This is a genomic window from Stenotrophomonas koreensis, from assembly GCF_001431525.1.
GTDB classification, from domain to species: domain Bacteria; phylum Pseudomonadota; class Gammaproteobacteria; order Xanthomonadales; family Xanthomonadaceae; genus Stenotrophomonas; species Stenotrophomonas koreensis.
Genome location: NZ_LDJH01000012.1, coordinates 141,527 through 164,047 on the forward strand (window position 1 = coordinate 141,527; position 22,521 = coordinate 164,047).

A 22,521-nucleotide genomic window follows, 5' to 3' on the forward strand; every position below is an offset into this window, starting at 1 on the left:
TGGTGGGCGGGACTGGACAAAACCAAGGCCGGCCCTGTGCCGGCCTTGGTCTGCAGAGGATCTGTCTCGGCTCAGGCAGACAGCTCGAGCAGCAGCTTGTTGAGCCGGCGCACGTAGGCGGCCGGGTCCTTCAGGCTCTCGCCGGCCGCCAGCGCGGCCTGGTCAAACAGCACATGCGCCAGTTCGGCAAAGCGGTCGGTATCGGCTTCGTTGTCCAGCTTGTTGATCAGCGGGTGGGTCGGGTTGAACTCGAATACCGGCTTGGTTTCGGGGACCTTCTGGCCGGAGGCTTCCAGGATCTGGCGCATCTGCAGCCCCAGGTCGCCGGCACCCAGGGCCAGGATGGCCGGCGAGTCGGTCAGGCGGTGCGAGACACGCACTTCGGACACGCTCTCCCCCAGGGCCTCACCGAGGCGCTTGACCAGGCCTTCCTTGTCCTTGGCCGCTTCTTCTGCGGCCTTCTTGTCTTCTTCCGATTCCAGCTTGCCCAGGTCCAGGTCGCCACGGGCGATGTCGACAAACGATTTGCCGTCAAACTCGGTCAGGTAGCCCATCAGCCACTCATCGATACGGTCGGTAAGCAGCAGCACCTCGATGCCCTTCTTGGCAAACACTTCCAGGTGCGGGCTGTTGGCTGCCTGCAGGTGGCTTTCGCCGGTCAGGTAATAGATCTTGTCCTGGCCTTCGCCCATGCGCCCGATGTAGTCGGCCAGCGACACATTCTGGGCATCGCCGTCGCCCTTGGTGGAGGCAAAGCGCAGCAGGCCGGCAATCTTCTCGCGGTTGCTGTAATCCTCGGCCGGGCCTTCCTTGAGCACCTGGCCGAACTCCTTCCAGAACCTGGCGTAATCCTCGGGCTTGTCGGTGGCCAGCTTCTCCAGCATGTCCAGCGAACGCTTGGTCAGGGCCGACTTCATCGAGTCGATCACCGGACCGGACTGCAGGATCTCGCGCGAGACATTGAGCGAAAGGTCATTGGAATCGACCACGCCCTTGATGAAGCGCAGGTACAGCGGCAGGAACTGCTCGGCCTGGTCCATGATGAAGACGCGCTGCACGTACAGCTTCAGGCCCTTGGGTGCCTCGCGCTGGTACAGGTCATACGGGGCGCGGCCGGGCACGTACAGCAGCGAGGTGTATTCGAGCTTGCCCTCGACCTTGTTGTGGCTGTGCGCCAGCGGGTCGGCGTAATCATGGGCGATGTGCTTGTAGAACTCGTTGTAGTCCTCGGCCGAAATATCGGCCTTGGCGCGGGTCCACAGCGCATTGGCCTTGTTGACGGTTTCCCAGGCCGGGGCGCTGTCATCGGCCTTGTCAGCATCTTCGCCGTATTTTTCCACCGGCATCTGGATCGGCAGGCCGATGTGGTCGGAGTACTTCTTGATGATCGAACGCAGGGTCCAGCCGTCGGCGAAGCTCTCCTCGCCGTCCTTCAGGTGCAGCACGATCCGGGTGCCGCGTGCCGGCTTGTCGATGGTGGCCACCTCGAACTCGCCTTCGCCACGGCTGGACCAGCGCACACCCTCGCTGGCCGGCAGGCCGGCGCGGCGGCTGTAGACATCGACCTGGTCGGCCACGATGAAGGCCGAATAGAAGCCGACACCGAACTGGCCGATCAGGTTGGAATCCTTCTTCGCATCCCCGGAAAGTTGCTTGATGAACTCGCCGGTGCCGGACTTGGCAATCGTGCCCAGGTGGGCAATCGCCTCCTCGCGGCTCATGCCGATGCCGTTGTCCTCGATGGTCAGCGTACGGGCGTCCTTGTCATAGGACACGCGCACGGCAAGCTCGCCATCGCCTTCCAGCAGCGCCGCATCGGTCAGCGCCTCGAAGCGCAGCTTGTCGGCCGCATCGGCGGCATTGGAAACCAGCTCCCGCAGGAAGATTTCCTTGTTGGAGTACAGCGAGTGGATCATCAGCTGCAGCAGCTGCTTGACCTCGGTCTGGAAGCCAAGGGTCTGCGTGCTCGATTCGGTGGTCATGTTCGAAAGGCTCCGTGGTGCATTGCCGCTGTCTGCGGCGCCGACAGATGGGTAGGGGTGGGGCGTGCCGATTTCAAGGGCCGGGCGGCTTGTCCTCCGGCGCGGCGGGCGCGTTACCATGGGCTTCCCTGATTTTCCTGGCCATCGTCGATGTCGCGCCGTTTTCCGCCTGATCCTGCCCGCACCCGTCCTGTACCGGTCAGGACACCGGCCACGGCGACCGGCCAGGTACGCATCATTGGCGGGCAATGGCGCAATACCCGGCTGGCGGTGCCCGATCGCCCGGGGCTGCGCCCGACCTCCGACCGCGTGCGCGAGACCCTGTTCAACTGGTTGATGCCCAGGTTGCCGGGGGCGGCGGTGCTGGACCTGTTTGCCGGCAGTGGCGCACTCGGGCTGGAAGCGCTCTCGCGCGGCGCCGCCCAGGCCACCCTGGTGGAGAAGGATCGCCAGCTGGCCGCCGCCATCAGTGCCGTGGCCAGCCGTCTGCAGGCCAATGCCCGGGTGGAAGCCAGCGATGCGCTGGCCTGGCTGGCGCGCCCGCCCGGCCAGCGCTTTGACATTGCCTTTGTCGATCCGCCGTTTGCCGACGGCTTGTGGGCACAGGTGCTGGCGCTGTTGCCGGCACACCTGGCCGAGGATGCCTGGTTGTATGTGGAGTCCGATGCCGCGCAGCAACCGGAGCCGGGAATCGGCTGGCAACTGCATCGCCAGGGCAGTACCCGCGAGGTACGTTTTGCCCTGTACCGGCGTCAGCGGGCTGCTACACTGGCGACCGATTCCACGCCGTGAACCCCGCATGACCGGTGCCAACCGCCGTATCGCCGTTTACCCGGGTACCTTTGACCCGATCACCAACGGCCACATTGACCTGATCAACCGCGCCGCGCCGTTGTTCGAGAAAATCGTCGTCGGCGTGGCCAAGAGCCAGACCAAGGGGCCGACCCTGCCGCTGGAGCTGCGTGTGGCGCTGGCCCAGGCGGCTACCGCCCAGCACGGCAATGTCGAGGTGGTCGGCTTTGACAGCCTGCTGGCCGATTTCGTGCGTTCGGTCCACGGTGGCGTGCTGCTGCGCGGGCTGCGCGCGGTGAGCGATTTTGAATACGAATTCCAGATGGCTTCGATGAACCGTCATCTGATCCCGGAGGTGGAAACGCTGTTTCTGACCCCGGCCGAGCAGTACAGCTTCATTTCCTCTTCTCTGGTGCGTGAAATCGCGCGACTGGGCGGCGATGTGTCCGGTTTCGTGCCGGCCAACGTGCTGGAGGTTCTGCGGCGTGCCCGTCAGGCGCGTGACAATGCCTGAGCGGATCAACCATCCCCGTCACACCCTAGGTACTGGAGAGTCCATCCTCATGAATACCCTCAAGAGCGTGCTTGCTGCCGCTACGTTGGCTGTCGCCCTGACGGCCTGCTCCAAGGAAGAAACCCCTGTTGTCGAAGAAGCAGCGGTGGCGCTGGTTGCTCCGGCTGCCGACGATGACGCTGGCTGGCGCCAGTACCTGCAGGCGGTGGTCCGCGAGAACCTGGGGACGATCTCCAACCCGCCGTTCCTGTACTACCTGCCGCCGGAGTCGGACCCGGAATTTGCCGACAAGTATGGCCGCCAGGTCGAATCGGCCACCACCGCGATGAGCCGTGGCGTGCAGCCGGGCAACATGCTGGCCTTTGGCTCCTCGGCCTCGGCCAAGATGGCTGACCTGATCGAAACCGCGTTCAAGCCGGTCGAGGCAGACACCCTGAAGGGTGTGCGTGTGCTGTTCATCGGCAACGCTGCCGACAATGCCCGCGTCATGGCCATTGTCCAGCCCACCGGCGCTGAGTACATCTTCGTCGAAGCCAAGTAAGTCACGTTGGCCGGGAAGCAGCTGCTGTGGCGGCTTCCCGGCCGCGTCGTGTTTTACGCGGCTGCTGCCGCAGCGTCGGCCCCACGACGCGGAGTACCTTGCCCATGGCGCTGAAAATCAACGATCTGTGCGTCAACTGTGACGTATGCGAGCCGGCCTGCCCGAACGCGGCCATCGCGATGGGCGAGACCATCTATGTGATCGATCCGGCGCGCTGCACCGAATGTGTCGGCCACCATGACGAGCCCCAGTGCGTGGTGGTCTGCCCGGTCGAATGCATCGACCCGGATCCTGACATTGTCGAAACCCAGGAGCAGCTGCTGGCCAAACTGGCGCGCCTGCAGCAGGAACATCCTGAGCTGTATACCCCGGAGAGCTGAGCGCATGAAGTTGTTTGCCCGCCCGTTGCTGTTGCTTGCCCTGGCCTTCACCCCGCTGGCCTGGGCCGACAGCCCCGCCGTGCTGGCCGCGCCGGCGCAGCCGGCAGTGGCCGAAAAGCCCGATGCGGCAGTGATTGCCAGCGCCCACCACCTGGCCACCGAGGCCGGGCACCAGATCCTGGCCGCCGGCGGCAATGCCTTCGATGCGGCGGTGGCGGTGTCCTCGGTGCTGTCGGTGGTCGAGCCGATCAGCTCCGGGCTGGGCGGCGGTGGCTTCTTCCTGCTCCACGATGCCACCAGCGGCAAGCAGACGCTGATCGATGCGCGCGAAACCGCGCCGGCTTCGGGCGTGCCCGCTGCCTATCTGGATGCGCAAGGCAACCTGGACCGCGACCGCTCGGTCAACGGCCCGTGGTCGGCCGGCATTCCGGGCCTGCCGGCGGCGCTGGTGCACCTGTCCGGGCGTTACGGCAAGCTGCCGCTGGCCCAGTCACTGGCACCGGCCATCCGTATCGCCCGTGAGGGTTTCCCGGTGTATGCGCGGATGGCGCGTGGCTATGCCAGCCGTGCCGAGGTGATGGAGCGTTATCCCGGTACCCGCGAGGTGTTCCTGCGCAATGGCCGGCCGATCGCCGAGGGCGATGTGTTCCGCCAGCCCGAACTGGCAGCCACCCTGGAGCGGTTGGCCGCTGACGGTTTTGATGGGTTCTACAAGGGCCGCACCGGGCGCCTGCTGCTGGCCGGGGTCAAGGACGCCGGTGGCCAGTGGACCGCGCAGGACCTGGCCAGCTACAAGGTCATCGAGCGCGAGCCGATCCGTTTTGACTACCGCGGCTGGCAGATCACCACCGCCGCGCCGCCGTCCTCCGGCGGCATCGCGCTGGCTTCGATGCTGCAGATCCTGGAGGGCTGGGACCTGCCCAGCCTGGCCCCGGCCCAGCGCACCCACCTGGTGGTGGAGGCGATGCGCCGCGCCTACCGTGACCGCACCTTCTTCCTCGGCGATCCGGATTTTGTCCACATCCCGCAGCGGGTGCTGACCAGTGGCGACTACGCCCAGGGCCTGCGCGCGACCATCCATCCGCAAAAGGCCACCCCGAGCGACCTGCTCAGCGGCCAGCCGACCCCGCTGGAGGATGAGGAAACCACCCACTTCTCGATCATCGATGCCCAGGGCAACCGGGTCGGTGGCACCCAGACAGTGAACCTGCTCTACGGCTCGGGCCTGGTGCCCAAGGGCACCGGCGTGCTGCTCAACAACGAGATGGACGACTTCGCCCTCAAGCCGGGCACGCCCAATGCCTTCGGGGTGATGGGCTATGCGGCCAATGCCCCGGCGCCGGGCAAGCGCATGCTGTCCTCGATGACCCCGACCTTCATGGACAACGGCCGCGAAGTGGTGGTGATCGGTACCCCGGGCGGCAGTCGGATCATCACCATGGTGCTGCTGGGCATCCTCGGCTTCGATGCCGGGCTGGACGCCCAGGCCGTGGCCGCGCTGCCGCGCTACCACCACCAGTGGTACCCGGATGTGATCGAGGCCGAGAGCGGCACCTTCGATGCCGACACCGCGCAGGCATTGCGGGCGATGGGCCATACCCTGAAGCTGCCTGGTGACGAGGCCGCCGGTGGCCGCGGTTCCTCGCATGTGTGGGGCAACCTGCAGACCGTGCATTGGGACCGGGTCAGCAACACCCTGTCTGCCGGCAGTGACCCGCGCAATCCGGTCGGTTCCGGCCAGGTGGTCAAGGCCGCTGAGCCGGTGGCTGTCGACTGAAGCGGACAGCAAGTCCACCAAAAAACCCTGCCGGCGGCAGGGTTTTTTCATGGCTGACAGCCCGGCAGGTAGTCAGTCGTGCAGCACCCGGGTGCCGAAGATGCGGTCACCGGCATCGCCCAGGCCCGGCAGGATGTAGCCCTTCTCGTTCAGGCGTTCGTCGATGGCAGCGGTGTAGATCTCCACATCCGGGTGGGCGGCTTCAACTGCACGCAGGCCTTCGGGCGCGGCCACCAGGAAGATGCCCTTGATACGCCTGGCGCCGGCACGCTTGAGCATGTCGATGGTGGCAATCAGGGTGCCGCCGGTGGCCAGCATCGGGTCCAGGATCAGGGTGTCGCGCTCTTCCAGCCGTCCGGTCAGACGCTCGAAGTAGGGCACCGGCTGCAGGGTCTGCTCGTCACGCTGCAGCCCGACCACGCTGACCCGGGCCGAGGGCAGCAGGTCGAGCACGCCGGTGAGCATGCCCAGGCCGGCACGCAGGATCGGCACCAGGGTGATCTTGGCACCGGCCAGTCGTTCCACCGCGACCGGGCCGGCCCAGCCGGCAACGCTGATCGTTTCGGTGGACAGGTCGGCGGTGGCCTCGTAGGCCAGCAGGGTGCCGATCTCATTGGTCAGCTCGCGGAACTCGCGCGTGCTCAACTCCGGGTTGCGCAGCAGGCCGATCTTGTGGCGTACCAATGGGTGACGGACTTCGATGATCTTCATCTTGGGGTTATCCGTAGGAATTGGTTGATTGTAGGTGGCAGGCACGTTGCTCGTCTTGCCTTTCGCAGTGCCGGTTGCGCGGGCCACAAGCGTGACTGTCATCCTTTCGCCCCGGGCCTGTCATCTGGCTGACATGGGATGGAAATATCGTCTCGGCATTCACCAGACAGGGGTATGTCCGTGCGTAAGCAGGTGTTGTGCAAGGCGGTTTCGATGGGCGTGCTGGCCCTGGCCAGCAGCCCGGTGCTGGCCAGCGGCGAGATGACGGCGGCGGCCGTGGAGCTGGACCGTGTCGAGGTCCGCGCCCAGCGCGAGGCCCAGGTTCGCGCGGTGGACCTCAAGCGCAGTGCCGATGCCATCCAGGACGTGGTGTCCTCCGACGCGCTGGGTGACTATCCGGACATGAACGTGGCCGAGTCGCTGCAGCGCCTGCCGGGCGTCAGCGTCACCCGTGACCAGGGCGAAGGCCGCTTCGTGGTGGTGCGCGGGCTGGACGCGGCACTGAACAATGTCTCCATCGACGGCATCGCCGTCGGTACCCCGGAAGACTCCAGCCGTGCCGCACCGCTTGACGTGATTCCTTCCGACTCGACCGAGCGCCTGCGCGTGGTCAAGTCGGCCACCCCGGACATGCCGGGCGATGCGATCGGCGGCAGCGTCATCGTCGAATCGGCCTCGGCTTTCGATCGCGACGGCCGCAGCCTGCGCGGCAAGGTCGAGGCCAGCCACCAGGAGCTGTCGGGCAATACCAGCCCGAAGGCGGCGTTCAACTACAGCGAGGTGTTCAACGACACCTTCGGCATCGCGCTGGGCATCAACCACCAGCAGCGCGAGTTCGAATCGGACAACACCGAGGTCGAATACGACAGTTTTGACGGCGGCGCCGACGGTGACCTGGCGGCCATCGACATCCAGCACCGCAAGTACACCATCGAGCGCGAGCGCACCGGCGCCAACCTCAACCTGGACTGGCGCCCGGATGCGGACAACCGCTACTTCCTGCGCACCCTCTACACCCAGTTCAACGACGCCGAGACCCGTCACCGCACCATCTTCGGCTTCGGCGACGGTGAAATCAGCGCGCTCGGCGATGGCCGCTACCAGGTCGATGAACTGCCCGCCGACGCCATTGCCAAGCGCCTGCGCTACCGCACCAAGGAAGAGGACACCATTGCCGCCAGCTTCGGCGGCGAGCACACCCTGTCCTCGGCGGTGGTCGACTACAAGCTGGGCTGGACCAAGACCCGCGAGCGGGTGCTGGACGAAATCGAAGCGCGGTTCGAGTACGACGCCGATGACCTGTCGGCGACCATCGACCAGCGCAGCGCGCTGCCGGGTTACCGCATTGACGGCGATGGCTGGAAGGAGCTGTCCAACTACGCATTCGACCGCATGGTGGTGGCACCAACCATCGTTGATGACAAGGAACATTCGGCCCAGTTCAACGTGCGCTTTGATGCCGAAAACGCCAGCTACAAGTTCGGCCTGCTGGGCCGCTGGCGCGAACGTTCGGCCGACGTCAACGAAGCCGAGCTGCGCCGTGGTCCGGATGTGGACCTGACCAGCTGGGCCGGCGCACGCCTGGACCACCGTCACGGTGACCTGGGCCAGTGGCTGGATTCGGGCAGGATGAACAGCTGGTGGGCCGCCAACCGTGACAAGGTTTCGGCCCGCCCGCAGGATGTGGCCGAAAACACCGCCCTGAATCTGGAAGAAGATTACCGCGCCAGCGAGGACATCCTGTCGGCCTATGCGATGGGTACCTGGGACATCGGCAACCTGCGCCTGATCGGTGGCGTGCGTGTGGAAAACACCCAGTTCGCTGCCGACGGCAACAATGTGGACATCGACCAGGACGGCGTAGCCCAGGTCAGCGGCCGCCGTGTGGCCAACAGCTACACCAGCGTGCTGCCGGGCCTGCATGCCCGCTACGATACCGACGGTGGCTGGGTACTGCGCGGCTCGGCCAACAAGACCGTGGCCCGTCCGTCCTTCGGTGACATCTCCCCGCGTCTGGGCATGAACCGTGACGACGAAGAAGTGCGCGTGGGCAACCCACAGCTCGATCCCTACGAGTCCACCAACCTGGACCTGAGTTTCGAACGTTACATCGGCGATGCCGGCCTGCTCTCGCTGGGCGTGTTCAACAAGTCCATCGACGGCTACATCGTGGAAACGGTCACCGACAACCATCCCGACTTCCCGGGTTTTGAGGTCACCACCTCGATCAACGGCGACAAGGCCACCGTCTTCGGTGCCGAACTGAACTGGCAGCAGCAGCTGGACTGGCTGCCGGGTGCCTGGTCGGGCCTGCTGGTCGGTGCCAGCGCCACCTGGCTGGATACCGAGTTCGATGCCGGCATGGCCGACCGCGCCGGGGAGAAGTTCATGTTGCCGCGTGCGTCCAGGCAGGTGTACAGCGGCCACATCGGCTACGAGTACGGCCCGCTCAGCACCCGTCTGGCGGCCGTGCACCGCTCCGAATACCTGGACAGCATCGGCGACAGCCGCGATTACGACGTGTACGTCGCCCCGCACACCCAGATGGACTTCAGCCTGGACATCAAGCTGGGCCAGCGCGTGAGCCTGTATCTGGAAGCCTCCAACCTGCTCGACGAGCCGTTGGAGCTGTACCAGGGCAACAGCAGCCGCACCCTGCAGCTGGAGGAATATGGCCGCACCTACGCCGTCGGCGTGAAGGTGGCCCTGTGATGCGCGCCCCGGTACGTTCCCTGCTGGCCCTGGCCACGCTCGCTGCACTGACCGCCTGCAGTGCACCGGTTGCCGAAACGGTCGGCAACCCTGCAGAGGGCCAGGTAGAAGCGGCAACAATCCAAGCGGATGCTGCCAGCGTGGCTCGCATTACCGAAGCCTTCCTGACCCCGATGACGCCGGATGACAACATCGACTCGCCAGCCACCTGGCAGGCGCCCGATGGCAGCCTCTGGCTGATCGCCACGGCCAAGGCCACTGACAAGCTGGTCGTCTATGACGGCCAGACCGGTGCCCACCTGCGCGATGTCGGCACCGCCGGCGCCGGGCCGGGCCAGTTCGATCGCCCCAACGGCATCGCGGTGATTGATGACCTGGTGCTGGTGGTGGAGCGTGACAACCGCCGCGTCCAGGTCATGACCCTGCCGGACTTCACCCCGATCGGGCATTTCGGCCAGGACGCGCTGCGCAAGCCTTATGGCCTGTGGGTCAACAAGACCGGGCAGGGCAGCTACGACCTGTATGTGACCGATTCCTGGGACAACGGCGAGGATGCGCAGGGCAATGACATCCTGCCCGCCCTGGCCGAGCTGGATCAGCGCGTGCGCCGTTATGCACTGAACGTGGCCGACGGCAAGGCCAGCGCGACGCTGACCGCCAGCATCGGCGATACCAGCGAAAAGGGCGCGCTGCGCGTGGTCGAATCCTTGTGGGGTGATCCGGCCAATGACCGCCTGCTGATCGCCGAAGAGGATGAAACCTGGGCCAACGAGTTCAAGGTCTACCATCTGGATGGCCGCTTCAGCGGGCAGGTGTTCGGCGGCGACAAGCTGGCTGCGCAGGCCGAGGGCATCATGCTGCGTACCTGTGGTGATGGCGGCTGGTGGATCACCACCGAGCAGGGCAAGGCGCGCAGCACCTTCCACCTGTTTGACCGCCAGACCCTGGCCCATGTCGGTGCGTTCGAAGGCAGCACGGTGGCCAACACCGATGGCATCTGGAACAGCCAGCAGGCCAGTGCGCGCTTCCCGCAAGGGGCGCTGTACGCCGTGCACGATGACCAGGGCGTGGTGGCCTTTGACTGGAAGGACATCGCCAGGGCGCTGTCATTGCCGGAGTGCGCGCTGTGACAGCACCGGCAAGCCGTCGTCTGAAGGCGCTGCTGCTGGCGCTGGGAGTGGCTCTTGCCGCTCCCGGCGTTGCGCTGGGCGCGCCGGCCGCAACGCCGGAGCATGAATCCAATACCCAGGTGCCGGCCGGGCAGTTGTATTACCAGCCGGGCCCGGCGCCGGACCGCATCGTGCTCAGCCCGGCCGCCGATGCAGCCAGCGGTTTTGCCGTGTCCTGGCGCACCGATGACAGCGTCAGCGCGCCGTTGCTGGAGCTGGCGCCATTGGGTGATTCGCCAGCCTTTGCCGCCAGCCGCCGCATCACCGCACAGACCCTGCCGCTGGCCAGTGAGACCGGCAGTGCGCATTTCCACCATGCCCGGGTGGACGGGCTGGCGCCGGGATCAGCCTGGCTGTACCGCGTGCAGGGCAATGGCCGCTGGAGCAGCTGGAACCGCGTGGTCACCGCCGGTGGCGTCGATGAGCCATTGACCCTGTTGTATTTTGGTGACACCCAGAACAAGAACCTGTCCCACGTCACCCGGGTGGTGCGCCAGGCCATGCGCCAGGCACCGCAGGCGCGGCTGGCCCTGTTTGCCGGTGACCTGGTCAGTGGCGGCGATGGCCAGGACGACATCGAGTGGGGCGAGTGGCATGCCGCAGCCTCCCCGTTGCTGGAAGAAGTGGTCACCGCACCGGCCGCCGGCAACCACGAATATGCCGACCTGCACGAGGACACACCGCAGGAAACCAAGGTGCTGGGTTCGCACTGGTCGCGCGCCTTCGCCCTGCCGGACAACGGTGACGCAGCGGTGCCGCACACCAGTTACTGGTTTGACCACCAGGGCGTGCGCGTGGCCGTGATCGATGGCACCTCGGCACTGGAGCATGACACCGGCGCGCAGCAGGCCCGCTGGCTCGACGCAGTGCTGGCCGCCAACACGCGGCCGTGGAGCATCGTGATGGTCCACCAGCCGCTCTACGCCCTGCGCGCCGGGCGCGACAACGCTGCGTTGATCGAGCACCTGGGGCCGGTGCTGCAGCGCCACAAGGTGGACCTGGTCCTGCAGGGCCACGACCATGCCTATGGCCGCCGCCTGCTGGCGGGTGCGGGCTCTTCCGTACTGGTTTCTTCCGTGGCCGGGCCCAAGCAGTACCGTCTGTCCGGGCAAGCCAAGGCCACGATGGCGCCGACCGGCGAGGACACCCAGTTCTTCCAGGTCCTGCGCCTTGCTGCAGACGGGCTGGACTACCAGTCCTTCACTGCCAGTGGCGCCCTGTATGACGCCTTCCGCATCCAGCGCCAGGCCGATGGCAGCAAGCAGCTGGTTGAGCAGGAAGCAGGCCGCATTGCACCGCGCAACTGCGACCACCGAGCTGCTACCGCCAAGGGCCGCACGGACCGGTGCTGGGAATGAGCCGGTCAATGCGGGCATCACGCCTACTTCTGGGATTGCTGGCCATGGCAGCCGGTCCGCTGCTGGCCGCCAGTCCGGACCGTGGAATTGACGACCCAGGGCCGGACACGGCCGTGCTGCGGGTGGAGATCCCGGCCGGCAGTGCCGTCAAGTACGAGTTCGACAGCCAGGGACGGCTGTTCGTTGACCGTTTCCTGCCCGGCAGCGAGGTCTATCCGGCCAATTACGGCGGGCTGCCCGGCACCTTGGCCGGTGACGGGGATCCGCTCGATGCGCTGGTGATCACCCGCCAGCCCTTGTTGCCGGGTGTGCGCATCGCCTTCCGGCCGATCGGGGTGCTGCGCATGCGCGATGGCGGCCAGCACGATGACAAGCTCATCGGCGTGCCGATCAGTGCCGTGGATGCCGATTACGACCTGATCCAGGAACTGGAACAGCTGCCGCCGGCCCTGCGCCAGCGCATTGAAGGCTTTTTCAGCCGTTACAAGCACACCCGGGCCGAGGGCAATCCGGTACAGCTGGCCGGCTGGGGCGATGCCGGGCAGGCGCGCGAGCTGCTGAGGCAGGCCCTGGCGCGTGGCGCCGCGCGGCCCTGAGCGGCGCCTGCAGCCACTGTCTTGACCAGGCCAGCGGCAGCAACGGCGGCGCCCTGGTCCGCTTCAGCCCCGGGCCTGGCACCGCAGTGCCGGCCATGCCGTCTGCGGGCAAGGCACCGGCAATGGCGGGCCCGCGCTAAAGAATTGCCGCGCCGGCCGCTATCACTTGGGAGCCGGTTGCAGCGACGCCCGGTTGCCGCGTCGCAGGCATCGATGCAGTGCAATCCTGGCGTGTTGAATGATGCCGCCGGCCAGGCGTATCGTCGCCGTTGCTGGCTGCCGTGACCGACTTTGGGTCGATGCCTGCAACTTTCTGAACAGGGGGCTGTAGAATGCCGCACCGCATTTTGGAACATCCAAAAACACAGGCTGGAAACTGTGCCGCTGGCGGACGATGCAACTCAAGGACAGGCGGATTGAACCGGGCGCAAGTCCCATCGATGCTTGACCAATATTCAAAGGAGACAAAGATGGTAAGTAAATGGATCAGCCGCCTCGCTCTGGCGGCGGTTTTGGTTATTGCCAGCCCGATGGCACTGGCGCAGCAGATGTATGTGGATGTCACCAACAATACCGGCTTCCCGATCTGGCACCTGTATGTCAGCCCGGCTTCGGCCTCGGATTGGGAAGAAGACCTGCTCGGCGCCAGTGAAGTGCTGGAAAATGGCCGCACCAAGCGCATCACCCTGACCGGTTACAAGTCGCCGCGCTTTGACGTGCGTGCCGTCGACAGCGATGGCGATTCGTATACCCGCATGAATGTCAATGTGCGCGAATCGGATGTGATCTTCCGCCTCAGCGACATCGATATCTGATCCTTGCCGGGAATGAAAAAAACAGCCGCTTGCGGCTGTTTTTTTTGTCCGGCGTTTGCCGCTGGCTGTGCAGGATTCTGCAGTGCAGCCAGGTGCGGGCCACGTGTGACGCAAAGGCTGCTGTCCCGCAACGGCCAGCGACGCGTCAGTCACGCAACCGATGGTGCTGTTCTGGATGCAGCGCTGATCAAGCAAATACCGGCAGTCAACTGGCTGGTCGTGTACTGCCACCCGGGGCAGCCCCCTTGTCAGCCTGATCTCCGGCTGCGTGCCCGTGGCAGAGGCCGCAATGCCCGCAGCCTGTGCCCCGCCGCAGGCGCTGGCAGGGCGGTCCCCTGCGGCTGGAACCCACTGCCGGCGCCCCGCCTGGCCGGTGACAGCGCGGCCTGTTGCCGCTGGTGCCGGGCAGCAAAGAGCCCGCCTCACGGCGGGCTCGTGCCTTCCGTCCTGCGGGTGCGGATCAGGCCCGGCGTGGGCCTTCGACCAGCGCACGCCCGACCATCTCCACCAGCAGGTCCAGTTCGGCCTCGTCCATGCCGAAGTGCGGGGTGAAGCGCAGCGAATTCTCGCCGCCGTGGATCACATTGACCCCGTGCATGCGCAGCCACTCCTCGGTGGAGCCGGCCCCGTAGCACTTGTACTGCGGGGCCAGCTCGCAGGAGAACAGCAGGCCAGTGCCCTGCACCTTGGTGATCGCGCCCCCCAGCCGTTCCTTCAATGCTTCCAGCTTCTGCATCGCCTGCTGGCCACGCAGGCGGATATTGTTGCGGACCGGCTCATCCAGGCGTGCCAGGGTGGCGCAGGCCACGTCCAGCGCACGCGGGTTGGTGGTCATGGTGTTGCCGTACACGCCCTTGCGGTACAGCGCGGCGGCGTGCTCGGTCACGGCCAGTACCGACAGCGGGAACTGGGCGCCGTTCAGGGCCTTGGAGTAGGTCTCCATGTCCGGCGCCTCCAGCTCCTGGTGGCCGGGGTAGTCGACGAAGGACAGGGTGCCGTGCACGCGCAGCGCGGCCTGGATCGAGTCGATCAGCAGCAGGCTGCCGTGTTCGCGGGTCAGCTCACGGGCCAGGCGGTAGAAGTCCACCGGCACCGCACGGCCCGGGTCGCCTTCGCCCATCACCGGCTCCAGGAACACCGCCTCGATGAACCAGTGGTTGGCCTGGGCATCGGCAAACACCTGGCGCAGGGCCTGCTGGTCATACGGGGGGATGGCAATGACGCTGTGCTCGTCGCGGTAGCTGGCCAGATGCGCATCGTAGGCCTTGCGGGTGGAATCGGAATACAGCGCCGGACGGTCGGTACGGCCGTGGAAACTGCCCTTGATCACCACGCGCTTGATCGTGGCGCCGGCATGCCGGGCGCCCGGGTCGGTCATCAGCTTGGCGTTGATGTCAGCGATGCGCGCGGCCAGCCCGACCGCTTCGGAGCCGGAGTTCAGGCACATGAAGTGCGAGAACGGGCAGCCGCCGCGGGTATGGCCGATTTCGCGGCGCATTGCGGCAATGAAGCGGTCCTGGGCCAGCGAGGGAGTCATGATGTTGGCCATCACCTGCGGCTTGCCGAGCGCCTCCAGGATATCGGCCGGGGTATGGCCGAAGCCGAGCATGCCGTAGCCGCCGGCGTCATACAGCACCGCGCCCTTCAGGCTGACCACCCACGGCCCGCGGGCGGCCAGCGCGATATAGGGCACCACCGCATCATCGGCATAGAAGTTGACGAAGCCATCCTGCACGGCGGCGATCTGCGCGCTTTCATCCAGGTCCAGCAATGCCGCGGCCTGCGGCTTGATACGCGCGTATTCGTCGGCAGCGGCGTCGATGGCGGCGCGCAGGTCAGGGTGGTTGGCGGCCAGCTGCTCGACCTGCGGGTCAGACAGGCCCTGGGTAAGGCGGGTGCCGGCATGGGCGCGGAGCGGGGCGAGCGGGGCAAGAAGGGACATGCTGAATCCGTGCTGATTGTGTCTAGTGTTAGTTGTAACCGTTAACGCACTACAAATGGCAGTGCGAATCTGCTCAAATCAATGGCCGGTTTCGGCGGATTGACGAAAGGTTTTCGACAAAGTGACCATTTCCCAGGCGGATGCACAGTTGCTTGACCTGTTGCGTGAAGATGCGCGCGCCTCGACCGCGGCGCTGGCGCGCCGGCTCGGGGTGTCGCGGACCACGGTGCAGAGCCGGATCGAACGGCTGCAGCACAGCGGAATAATCGCCGGCTACACCGTGCGCCTTGGCCAGGCGATGGAGCGCCAGCAGGTCCGCGCGCATATCTCCATCACCGTGATGCCGAAGAAAATGCCGGCGGTCGTGCGGGCGCTGCAGGCCATTGCTGCGGTGCGCAGCCTGCATTCGGTCAGTGGGGTGCATGACCTGGTGGCGATGGCCGCCGTCGATGGCGTGGCGGCAATGGACGAGCTGACCGATGCCATCGGCGCCATTGATGGGGTCGAGCGCACCACCACGGCAGTCATCCTGGGCACCAAGTTCGAGCGGTGAGGGCAGAGGCGGTACAGGGGCGTAAACTGACGCCCCCGTTGTATCGAGCTGCCGGCGTTGAAGAAGTCCGATTTTGCCTACCACCTGCCTCCCGAACTGATTGCCCAGGCGCCGCTGCCGGAGCGTTCGGCCAGCCGCCTGCTGCTGGTGCCGCCGGCACCGGCAGCGCTGGAGGATCGCCAGGTGCGCGATCTGGACCAGCTGCTGCAGCCCGGCGACCTGCTGGTATTCAATGACACCCGGGTCATCCCGGCGCGCCTGTTCGGCGCCAAGGCCACCGGTGGCCGGGTCGAGATCCTGATCGAGCGCCTGCTCGGCGCGCAGGATGTGCGCGCGCAGCTGGGGGTAAGCAAATCCCCCAAGGCCGGCAGCGTGATTGATCTGGATGCCGGCGGCCAGGCCGAGGTGCTCGGCCGGGATGGCGAGTTCTATCTGTTGCGCCTGCACGTGCCCGGGGCGCTGGAGGACTGGCTGGAGCAGGCCGGACGCCTGCCGCTGCCGCCATACATCACCCGCGACGTGGACAATGCCGACAAGCAGCGTTACCAGACCGTATTCGCCCGGGAAGCCGGCGCGGTGGCAGCGCCCACCGCCGGGCTGCATTTTGACCAGACACTGCTGGATCGCCTGAGCGCACGCGGGGTGCAGTTCGGCCATGTCACCCTGCATGTGGGTGCCGGCACCTTCCAGCCGGTGCGGGTGGAGGACCTGTCCGAACACCGGATGCACAGCGAGCGGGTCCGGGTCAGTGCCGAACTGGTAGAGAAGGTGCGTGCCACCCGGGCTGCTGGCGGTCGTGTGATCGGGGTGGGCACCACCGTGGTGCGGGCGCTGGAAAGTGCGACCAGCGATGGTGTCCTGGCCGCCTACGAGGGAGAGACGCGCATCTTCATCACCCCCGGTTACACCATCACCAGTGTCGATGCGCTGCTGACAAACTTCCATCTGCCCGAAAGCACGCTGCTGATGATGATCAGTGCCTTTGTCGGACGCCGGCGCGTGTTCGCCGCCTACGCCCATGCGATCGCGCAGCGCTATCGTTTTTTCAGCTATGGCGATGCGATGCTGTTGTTCCCCGGCCCACAGGATGAACAAGACACCTGATGGTGTGCTGTGGTCGTGGCGTGAATGATATAAATTCTCACTTGCAGGTCCGGCCATCCGCGCCGGGCTGACGACCACTTCTGGAGCCCTGTCATGTTCGATCCGAAGCGCGCCGCCGGCCTTGTGGCCGCCCTGAGCACCGCCCTGCTGCTGGCGGCCTGCGGCAAGACCCCGCCGGCCACTGCCGGCGCGCAGGCGGCTGGCGCAGCGCCGGCAACCGCTGGCGAGGTCAACCTCTACACCACGCGCGAACCGGGCCTGGTGCAGCCACTGCTGGATGCCTTCACTGCGCAGACCGGTATCAAGGTCAATACGGTGATGCTGCGTGATGGCCTGACCGAGCGGCTGGCAGCCGAAGGCGAGCGCTCGCCGGCCGATGTGCTGATGACCGTCGATACCGGCCGGCTGCTGGACGTGGTCGAAGCCGGCTACACCCAGCCGATCGACTCGGCGGTGCTCAACAGCGCCATCCCCGCCAACCTGCGCAGTGCCGAGGGCCAGTGGTTTGCGCTGTCGCTGCGCGACCGGGTGGTGTATGCCGACAAGGACCTGGACCTGAGCGGTTTCACCTATGAGGACCTGGCCGATGAAAAGTGGAAGGGGCGGGTATGCATCCGTTCCGGCCAGCATCCCTACAACACCAGCCTGTTTGCCGCGATGATCGCCCATAACGGCGCACAGGCCACCGAAAACTGGCTGGCCGCGGTCAAGGGCAACCTCGCGCGCAAGGCCGCTGGCGGTGACCGCGATGTGGCCCGCGACATCCTCGCCGGCATCTGTGATATCGGCATTGCCAATGCCTACTACGTCGGCCGGATGAAGAACGCCGAGCCGGGCAGCGAGCAGCGTGCCTGGGGCGATGCCATCCAGGTCGTGCGCCCGGTGTTTGCCGCTGACAATGGCGGTACCCACGTCAATATTTCCGGTGCCGCCGTAGCCCGCCACGCACCCAACCGCGACAACGCGGTCAAGCTGCTGGAGTATCTGGTCGGCGACGAAGCCCAGAGCCTGTATGCCCGCGCCAATTACGAATACCCGGTCAAGCCTGGCGTGGCGCTGGATCCGGTGGTGGCCAGCTTCGGTGAGATGACGATTGATCCGCTGCCGCTGGCCCAGGTGGTGGCCAACCGCAAGCTGGCCAGCGAGCTGGTGGACAAGGTCGGTTTCGATAACTGAGCGTGCGCATGCCGGCCCTGTCCCGACCCCATCGGTCCGCATCAACACGGGCCGGCAGCAACCGATGAGCCTGCCGGATACTCCTGCGCGCTGGCTGCTGGCAGCACTGGCCATCGCCGCGCTGGTGCTGACCCCGGTGCTGGCCCTGGGCTGGGTCGCGCTGGATGGCAGCTCGGGGCTGTGGTCGCACCTGCTGGCCACGGTGCTGCCGCGGGCCAGCGCCAATACCGTGATTGTCCTGCTCGGCGTCGGTGTGCTGGTGGCGGTGACCGGTACCGGCTGTGCCTGGCTGGTCACCGCCTATGCGTTTCCCGGGCGCAGCGTCCTGAGCTGGGCCTTGTTGCTGCCACTGGCGGTGCCGACCTATATCGTTGCCTACACCTATCTGGATCTGCTGCATCCGCTGGGCCCGGTGCAGGGCGCGCTGCGCTGGCTGCTGGGGTACGACAGCCCGCGTGATTTCCGTCTGCCGGACATCCGCCATCTGGCCGGCTGCATCGTGCTGCTGTCGCTGGTGCTGTATCCGTATGTCTACCTGACCACCCGCGCCCTGTTCATGACCCAGGCCGCCAGCCTGCTTGAAGCCGGGCGCAGCCTGGGCGCCGGCCCGGTGGCGGTGTTTTTCCGGGTTGCCCTGCCGCTGGCCCGTCCGGCCATTGCCGTCGGCGTGGTGCTGGTGCTGCTGGAAACCCTCAATGACATCGGCGCGTCGGAGTTTCTCGGCGTGCAGACCCTGACCGTGGCGATCTATACCACCTGGGTGACCCGCTCGGATCTGGCCGGCGCGGCACAGATCGCGCTGTCCATGCTGGTGATCGTGCTGGCCCTGGTGACGCTGGAGCGCCATGCACGCCGTCATCAGCGCTATGCCACCACCCAACGCCCGCGCCCGATGCAACCACAACGGCTGCACGGCGCGCGCGCGGCGCTGGCACTGGTGATCGGCGCGTTGCCGGTGCTGGCCGGGTTCCTCGCCCCGGCGCTGTACCTGCTGGTGGAGGCGCTCAAACGGCTGCGCGGCGAGGGCGCTTCGCCGCAGCTGCTGGCGGCACTGGGCAATACCGTAGCCATTGCCGCGGCCACCACCGGGGCCGCGTTGCTGCTTGCGCTGGTGGTCAGCTGGGCGCTGCGGCTGGCGCGCACGCATCGCCGCCGTGGCTGGGCCGGGTTTGCCAACCGCAGTGCCAGCCTGGGCTATGCCATTCCCGGCACGGTGATGGCGATCGGCCTGCTGGTGCCGCTGGGCCTGTTCGACCGCTGGGCCAGTGACGTGCTGGTGGCTTTCGGTGGCCAGGCCCGGTTGTTGCTGATGGGTACGCTGTGGGCCTTGGTGCTGGCCTGCACCCTGCGCTTCCTGGCGGTGGCCATCGGTGGGATCGAGGCCGGGTTGACCCGGATTCCGCCATCGCTGGATGCCGCCGCTGCCGCGCTCGGCGATGGCCCGACCCGGACGCTGTGGCGGGTGCACCTGCCGCTGCTGCGGCCCTCATTGGCAGCGGCGGCCTTGCTGGTGTTTGTCGACACGATGAAGGAATTGCCGGCAACCCTGGTGCTGCGGCCGATGAATTTTGAAACGCTGGCGACCTGGCTGTATGCCGAGGCCGCGCGTGGTACCTACGAAGAGGGCGCGCTGGCGGCCTTGCTGATTGTGCTGGCCGGCCTGGCCCCGGTCATTTTGTTGGCACGCACCGGTGCCACGCAGGGAGAACGCTGATGAATGCACCGTTGCAGTTGCAGCTGCAAGGGGTCGAGCTGGGCTATGGCCACGGGCGCGGCTACCAGCCGGTGGTGCAGGGGCTGGATCTGACGCTGGAGCGTGGCCAGATCGGCTGCCTGCTGGGAGCATCCGGTTGCGGCAAGACCACCGTGTTGCGGGCGATCAGTGGTTTTGAACCCGTGCACCACGGCCAGATCCACATCGCCGGCACCCGGGTGGCCGATGCGCAGCAGCAGTTGCCACCCGAGCAGCGCCGGGTCGGGCTGATGTTCCAGGATTACGCCCTGTTTCCGCATCTGGATGTGGCTGCCAATGTCGGCTTTGGCCTGCGCCGGCTGCCGGCCAGGCAACGCTCGGCGCGGGTGGAGGGCCTGTTGGAGCAGGTCGGCCTGGCCGGGTATGCCCGGCGCTACCCGCATGAGCTTTCCGGTGGCCAGCAGCAGCGCGTGGCCCTGGCCCGTGCGCTGGCGCCAGCACCGCAGCTGCTGCTGCTTGATGAGCCGTTCTCCAACCTGGACACCGATACCCGGCAACGACTGGCCGCCGAGTTGCAGCAGGTGCTCAAGGCCGCCGGTACCACCGTGCTGATGGTGACCCATGATCAGTCCGAGGCCTTTGCCATTGCCGACCGGATCGGGGTGATGGCCCAGGGGCACCTGCTGCAGTGGGGCGATGCCCAGCAGTTGTACCGGCATCCGGCCAGCCCCTATGTGGCGCAGTTCATCGGCCGTGGCCAGCTGTTGCCGGCGGCCTTGCTCGGGCAGGGGCCGGACCGGGTGCTGGTGCGCCCGGAGCACCTGCAGCTGGCCGAGGACGGCCTGCTGGTGGCGATGGTGGAAGGCGTGCATTTCCGTGGCCCGGACTATGTCGGCCGGTTGCGGCTGGCCGATGGCAATCATGTCGAGGCCCTGCTCGGCCTGCAGCCGCCGGCAGTGGGCAGCACCGTGCGCCTGGCCTGGAATGATCCGGCCCCGGTGTTCTTTGACTGAAACTCTGGATTGAACAAATTGGCGGGCAGGCTGGGCCTGTGCGCCCGGCTGGGCGACAATGCCCGCCTTAGAAGTGAGTGACGCCATGTCCCGACTGACCTTTTCCCTGTATTCCCGCGATGGCCGAGCCCGTCGCGGGCAGCTCAGCTTCCCGCGCGGCACCGTGCAGACCCCGGCCTTCATGCCGGTGGGTACGTATGGTTCGGTGAAGGGCGTGCTGCCCGAGCAGATCCGTGCGCTGGGCGCGGAGATCATCCTGGGCAACACCTTCCACCTGTACCTGCGTCCGGGCCTGGAGGTGATCGCCGATCACGGTGGCCTGCATGGCTTTTGCCAGTGGAACGGCCCGATCCTGACCGATTCGGGCGGCTTCCAGGTGTTTTCGCTGGCCCACCGCCGCAAGATCACCGAGCAGGGCGTGACCTTCAATGCGCCGACCGATGGCTCCAAGGTGTTCCTGGGGCCGGAGGAGAGCATGAAGATCCAGAAGGTGCTCGATTCGGACATCGTGATGATCTTCGACGAGTGCACCCCGTATCCGGCCAGCGAAGAGGTCGCGCGCAAGTCGATGGAGCTGAGCCTGCGCTGGGCCCGGCGCTCGCGCGATGCCCACGATGCCCTGGGCAATGACGCCGCATTGTTCGGCATCGTCCAGGGCGGTGTGCATCCGGAGCTGCGCAGCCGCTCGATCGACGGCCTGCAGGCCATCGGTTTTGACGGCTATGCCATCGGCGGCCTGGCCGTCGGTGAGCCGGAGCACGAGCGCAATGCGATGCTCGAGCACCTGGACCCGCAGCTGCCGGCCGACCGCCCGCGCTACCTGATGGGCGTCGGGCGACCGGAAGACCTGGTCGAGGGTGTGGCCCGCGGCGTGGACATGTTCGACTGCGTGATGCCCACCCGCAACGCCCGCAATGGCCATTACTTCACCTCTACCGGTACCGTGCGCATCCGCAACGCGCGCTATGAGCGTGATATGGATCCGATCGAGCCGGGCTGCGGCTGCCATGCCTGCACCGGCGGTTATACCCGTAGCTACCTGCGTCATCTGGACCGCTGCAACGAGATGCTCGCGCCGATGCTGGGCACGCTGCACAACCTGTTCTATTACGAAAAACTGATGGCCGACATCCGCGCGGCGATCGAGGACGGCCGCTTCCTGCAGTTCCGTGCCGATTTCTATGCCCGCCGCGGTGCTGTGGCGCCACCGTTGCCCTGAGTCCAGTGCCGGGCTTGAAAGCCGGCCTCCGCATCGCAATATCTGCCGTGGCATACTCCACGGCTACCTATTTCGCGACCGCTCCCGCTTACCCGGACGCGGCCCAACCCAAGGAAAGACCCAATGACCCTGACCGCTTCCCTGATCCCCGTCGTTGCTGCTGCGGCGCCGGCTGGCGCTGGCTTCGGCACCCTGCTGTTCCCGATCGTGCTGATTGCGATCATGTATTTCCTGATGATCCGCCCGCAGATGAAGCGCCAGAAAGAACACAAGGCGATGCTGGAAAAGATTGCCAAAGGTGATGAAGTGATCACCGCTGGCGGCATTGCCGGTGTGGTCACCGATATCGGCGAGAGCTTTGTCAGCGTTGAAGTGGCCGATGGCGTGCGCATCCGGGTACAGAAGGCTTCCATCGGCAACGTGCTGCCCAAGGGCACGCTGAAGTCGGCCGTCTAAGCACCACCCCCTTTTACT

General features: G+C 66.3%; 20 protein-coding genes. 17 read left to right on the top strand and 3 right to left on the bottom strand.

Annotated elements, in window-relative coordinates; translation table 11 throughout:
* Positions 1-71: 71 nt before the first annotated feature.
* The gene (htpG, locus tag ABB25_RS07760; RefSeq protein WP_057665603.1) at positions 72-1,982 is read right to left on the bottom strand and encodes a molecular chaperone HtpG; all 1,911 of its coding nucleotides are present in this window, start codon (positions 1,980-1,982) and stop codon (positions 72-74) included.
* Between the two features lie 150 nt (positions 1,983-2,132).
* Here htpG and rsmD point away from each other — a divergent pair, with 150 nt between their 5' ends.
* The 5 genes from rsmD to ggt all read left to right on the top strand — a co-directional run bounded on the left by rsmD (position 2,133) and on the right by ggt (position 5,986).
* The gene (gene rsmD / locus ABB25_RS07765) at positions 2,133-2,774 is read left to right on the top strand and encodes a 16S rRNA (guanine(966)-N(2))-methyltransferase RsmD (RefSeq protein WP_083488182.1); all 642 of its coding nucleotides are present in this window, start codon (positions 2,133-2,135) and stop codon (positions 2,772-2,774) included.
* Positions 2,775-2,781: 7 nt separating this feature from the next.
* A complete protein-coding gene (gene coaD, locus ABB25_RS07770; protein ID WP_057665606.1) occupies positions 2,782-3,288 on the top strand; it encodes a pantetheine-phosphate adenylyltransferase in 507 nt (168 codons plus the stop codon).
* Between the two features lie 49 nt (positions 3,289-3,337).
* Entirely contained in the window at positions 3,338-3,829 is a 492-nt protein-coding gene (locus ABB25_RS07775; protein ID WP_057665608.1) for a hypothetical protein, read from the top strand.
* Between the two features lie 104 nt (positions 3,830-3,933).
* Positions 3,934-4,209, top strand: a complete 276-nt coding sequence (locus tag ABB25_RS07780) for a YfhL family 4Fe-4S dicluster ferredoxin (protein ID WP_057665610.1) — start codon at positions 3,934-3,936, stop codon at positions 4,207-4,209.
* 4 nt (positions 4,210-4,213) lie between these two features.
* Positions 4,214-5,986 carry a gamma-glutamyltransferase gene (gene ggt, locus ABB25_RS07785; RefSeq protein ID WP_057665612.1) on the top strand — a complete coding sequence of 591 codons (1,773 nt, stop codon included), beginning with the start codon at positions 4,214-4,216 and terminating at the stop codon, positions 5,984-5,986.
* Between the two features lie 72 nt (positions 5,987-6,058).
* Here ggt and upp read toward each other — a convergent pair whose 3' ends face one another.
* The gene (gene upp, locus ABB25_RS07790; RefSeq protein ID WP_057665614.1) at positions 6,059-6,697 is read right to left on the bottom strand and encodes a uracil phosphoribosyltransferase; all 639 of its coding nucleotides are present in this window, start codon (positions 6,695-6,697) and stop codon (positions 6,059-6,061) included.
* Positions 6,698-6,871: 174 nt separating this feature from the next.
* Here upp and ABB25_RS07795 point away from each other — a divergent pair, with 174 nt between their 5' ends.
* The 5 genes from ABB25_RS07795 (at position 6,872) to ABB25_RS07815 (ending at position 13,347) form a co-directional block, all read left to right on the top strand.
* A complete protein-coding gene (locus tag ABB25_RS07795; protein WP_057665617.1) occupies positions 6,872-9,409 on the top strand; it encodes a TonB-dependent receptor in 2,538 nt (845 codons plus the stop codon).
* Positions 9,409-10,539 (top strand): NHL repeat-containing protein, encoded by a 1,131-nt coding sequence (locus ABB25_RS07800; RefSeq protein WP_057665619.1) that lies wholly within the window; start codon positions 9,409-9,411, stop codon positions 10,537-10,539. The genes ABB25_RS07795 and ABB25_RS07800 overlap by 1 nt, the downstream gene beginning before the upstream one ends.
* Entirely contained in the window at positions 10,536-11,936 is a 1,401-nt protein-coding gene (locus ABB25_RS07805) for a purple acid phosphatase family protein (RefSeq protein ID WP_425477316.1), read from the top strand. Before ABB25_RS07800 ends, ABB25_RS07805 begins: the two co-directional genes overlap by 4 nt.
* A gap of 44 nt (positions 11,937-11,980) precedes the next feature.
* Positions 11,981-12,532 (top strand): inorganic diphosphatase, encoded by a 552-nt coding sequence (locus ABB25_RS07810; protein ID WP_244477772.1) that lies wholly within the window; start codon positions 11,981-11,983, stop codon positions 12,530-12,532.
* A gap of 470 nt (positions 12,533-13,002) precedes the next feature.
* Positions 13,003-13,347 (top strand): hypothetical protein, encoded by a 345-nt coding sequence (locus ABB25_RS07815; protein ID WP_211259301.1) that lies wholly within the window; start codon positions 13,003-13,005, stop codon positions 13,345-13,347.
* A gap of 460 nt (positions 13,348-13,807) precedes the next feature.
* Here the strand turns inward: ABB25_RS07815 and ABB25_RS07820 are convergent, their stop codons facing one another.
* Positions 13,808-15,289 (bottom strand): aminotransferase class III-fold pyridoxal phosphate-dependent enzyme, encoded by a 1,482-nt coding sequence (locus tag ABB25_RS07820; protein ID WP_057665625.1) that lies wholly within the window; start codon positions 15,287-15,289, stop codon positions 13,808-13,810.
* A 121-nt stretch (positions 15,290-15,410) separates the two neighbouring features.
* On the opposite strand from ABB25_RS07820, the gene ABB25_RS07825 reads away from it, so the two are divergent.
* From ABB25_RS07825 to yajC, 7 genes are all read left to right on the top strand, one after another.
* A complete protein-coding gene (locus ABB25_RS07825) occupies positions 15,411-15,842 on the top strand; it encodes an Lrp/AsnC family transcriptional regulator (protein WP_057665627.1) in 432 nt (143 codons plus the stop codon).
* A 57-nt stretch (positions 15,843-15,899) separates the two neighbouring features.
* On the top strand, positions 15,900-16,946 hold the full coding sequence (gene queA / locus ABB25_RS07830; RefSeq protein WP_083488184.1) for a tRNA preQ1(34) S-adenosylmethionine ribosyltransferase-isomerase QueA: 1,047 nt from the start codon (positions 15,900-15,902) through the stop codon (positions 16,944-16,946).
* A gap of 93 nt (positions 16,947-17,039) precedes the next feature.
* The gene (locus tag ABB25_RS07835; protein ID WP_083488185.1) at positions 17,040-18,122 is read left to right on the top strand and encodes a Fe(3+) ABC transporter substrate-binding protein; all 1,083 of its coding nucleotides are present in this window, start codon (positions 17,040-17,042) and stop codon (positions 18,120-18,122) included.
* A 64-nt stretch (positions 18,123-18,186) separates the two neighbouring features.
* Positions 18,187-19,836, top strand: a complete 1,650-nt coding sequence (locus tag ABB25_RS07840; RefSeq protein ID WP_057665630.1) for an ABC transporter permease — start codon at positions 18,187-18,189, stop codon at positions 19,834-19,836.
* A complete protein-coding gene (locus tag ABB25_RS07845; RefSeq protein ID WP_152981100.1) occupies positions 19,836-20,828 on the top strand; it encodes an ABC transporter ATP-binding protein in 993 nt (330 codons plus the stop codon). Before ABB25_RS07840 ends, ABB25_RS07845 begins: the two co-directional genes overlap by 1 nt.
* A gap of 85 nt (positions 20,829-20,913) precedes the next feature.
* Positions 20,914-22,047: a tRNA guanosine(34) transglycosylase Tgt gene (gene tgt, locus ABB25_RS07850; RefSeq protein ID WP_057665632.1), complete on the top strand. Its 1,134-nt coding sequence runs from the start codon at positions 20,914-20,916 to the stop codon at positions 22,045-22,047.
* 123 nt (positions 22,048-22,170) lie between these two features.
* Positions 22,171-22,503: a preprotein translocase subunit YajC gene (gene yajC / locus ABB25_RS07855; RefSeq protein WP_057665634.1), complete on the top strand. Its 333-nt coding sequence runs from the start codon at positions 22,171-22,173 to the stop codon at positions 22,501-22,503.
* Positions 22,504-22,521: the final 18 nt, after the last annotated feature.

Coding starts and splice junctions, on each gene's coding strand:
- ABB25_RS07810 (WP_244477772.1), top strand. CDS start 11,981: ATGGCAGCCGGTCCGCTGCTGGCCGCCAGTCCGGACCGTGGAATTGAC.
- ABB25_RS07820 (WP_057665625.1), bottom strand. CDS start 15,289: ATGTCCCTTCTTGCCCCGCTCGCCCCGCTCCGCGCCCATGCCGGCACC.
- ABB25_RS07800 (WP_057665619.1), top strand. CDS start 9,409: ATGCGCGCCCCGGTACGTTCCCTGCTGGCCCTGGCCACGCTCGCTGCA.
- coaD (WP_057665606.1), top strand. CDS start 2,782: ATGACCGGTGCCAACCGCCGTATCGCCGTTTACCCGGGTACCTTTGAC.
- yajC (WP_057665634.1), top strand. CDS start 22,171: ATGACCCTGACCGCTTCCCTGATCCCCGTCGTTGCTGCTGCGGCGCCG.
- ggt (WP_057665612.1), top strand. CDS start 4,214: ATGAAGTTGTTTGCCCGCCCGTTGCTGTTGCTTGCCCTGGCCTTCACC.
- upp (WP_057665614.1), bottom strand. CDS start 6,697: ATGAAGATCATCGAAGTCCGTCACCCATTGGTACGCCACAAGATCGGC.
- tgt (WP_057665632.1), top strand. CDS start 20,914: ATGTCCCGACTGACCTTTTCCCTGTATTCCCGCGATGGCCGAGCCCGT.
- ABB25_RS07835 (WP_083488185.1), top strand. CDS start 17,040: ATGTTCGATCCGAAGCGCGCCGCCGGCCTTGTGGCCGCCCTGAGCACC.
- ABB25_RS07845 (WP_152981100.1), top strand. CDS start 19,836: ATGAATGCACCGTTGCAGTTGCAGCTGCAAGGGGTCGAGCTGGGCTAT.
- htpG (WP_057665603.1), bottom strand. CDS start 1,982: ATGACCACCGAATCGAGCACGCAGACCCTTGGCTTCCAGACCGAGGTC.
- ABB25_RS07815 (WP_211259301.1), top strand. CDS start 13,003: ATGGTAAGTAAATGGATCAGCCGCCTCGCTCTGGCGGCGGTTTTGGTT.
- ABB25_RS07780 (WP_057665610.1), top strand. CDS start 3,934: ATGGCGCTGAAAATCAACGATCTGTGCGTCAACTGTGACGTATGCGAG.
- ABB25_RS07775 (WP_057665608.1), top strand. CDS start 3,338: ATGAATACCCTCAAGAGCGTGCTTGCTGCCGCTACGTTGGCTGTCGCC.
- ABB25_RS07840 (WP_057665630.1), top strand. CDS start 18,187: ATGAGCCTGCCGGATACTCCTGCGCGCTGGCTGCTGGCAGCACTGGCC.
- ABB25_RS07795 (WP_057665617.1), top strand. CDS start 6,872: ATGTCCGTGCGTAAGCAGGTGTTGTGCAAGGCGGTTTCGATGGGCGTG.
- rsmD (WP_083488182.1), top strand. CDS start 2,133: ATGTCGCGCCGTTTTCCGCCTGATCCTGCCCGCACCCGTCCTGTACCG.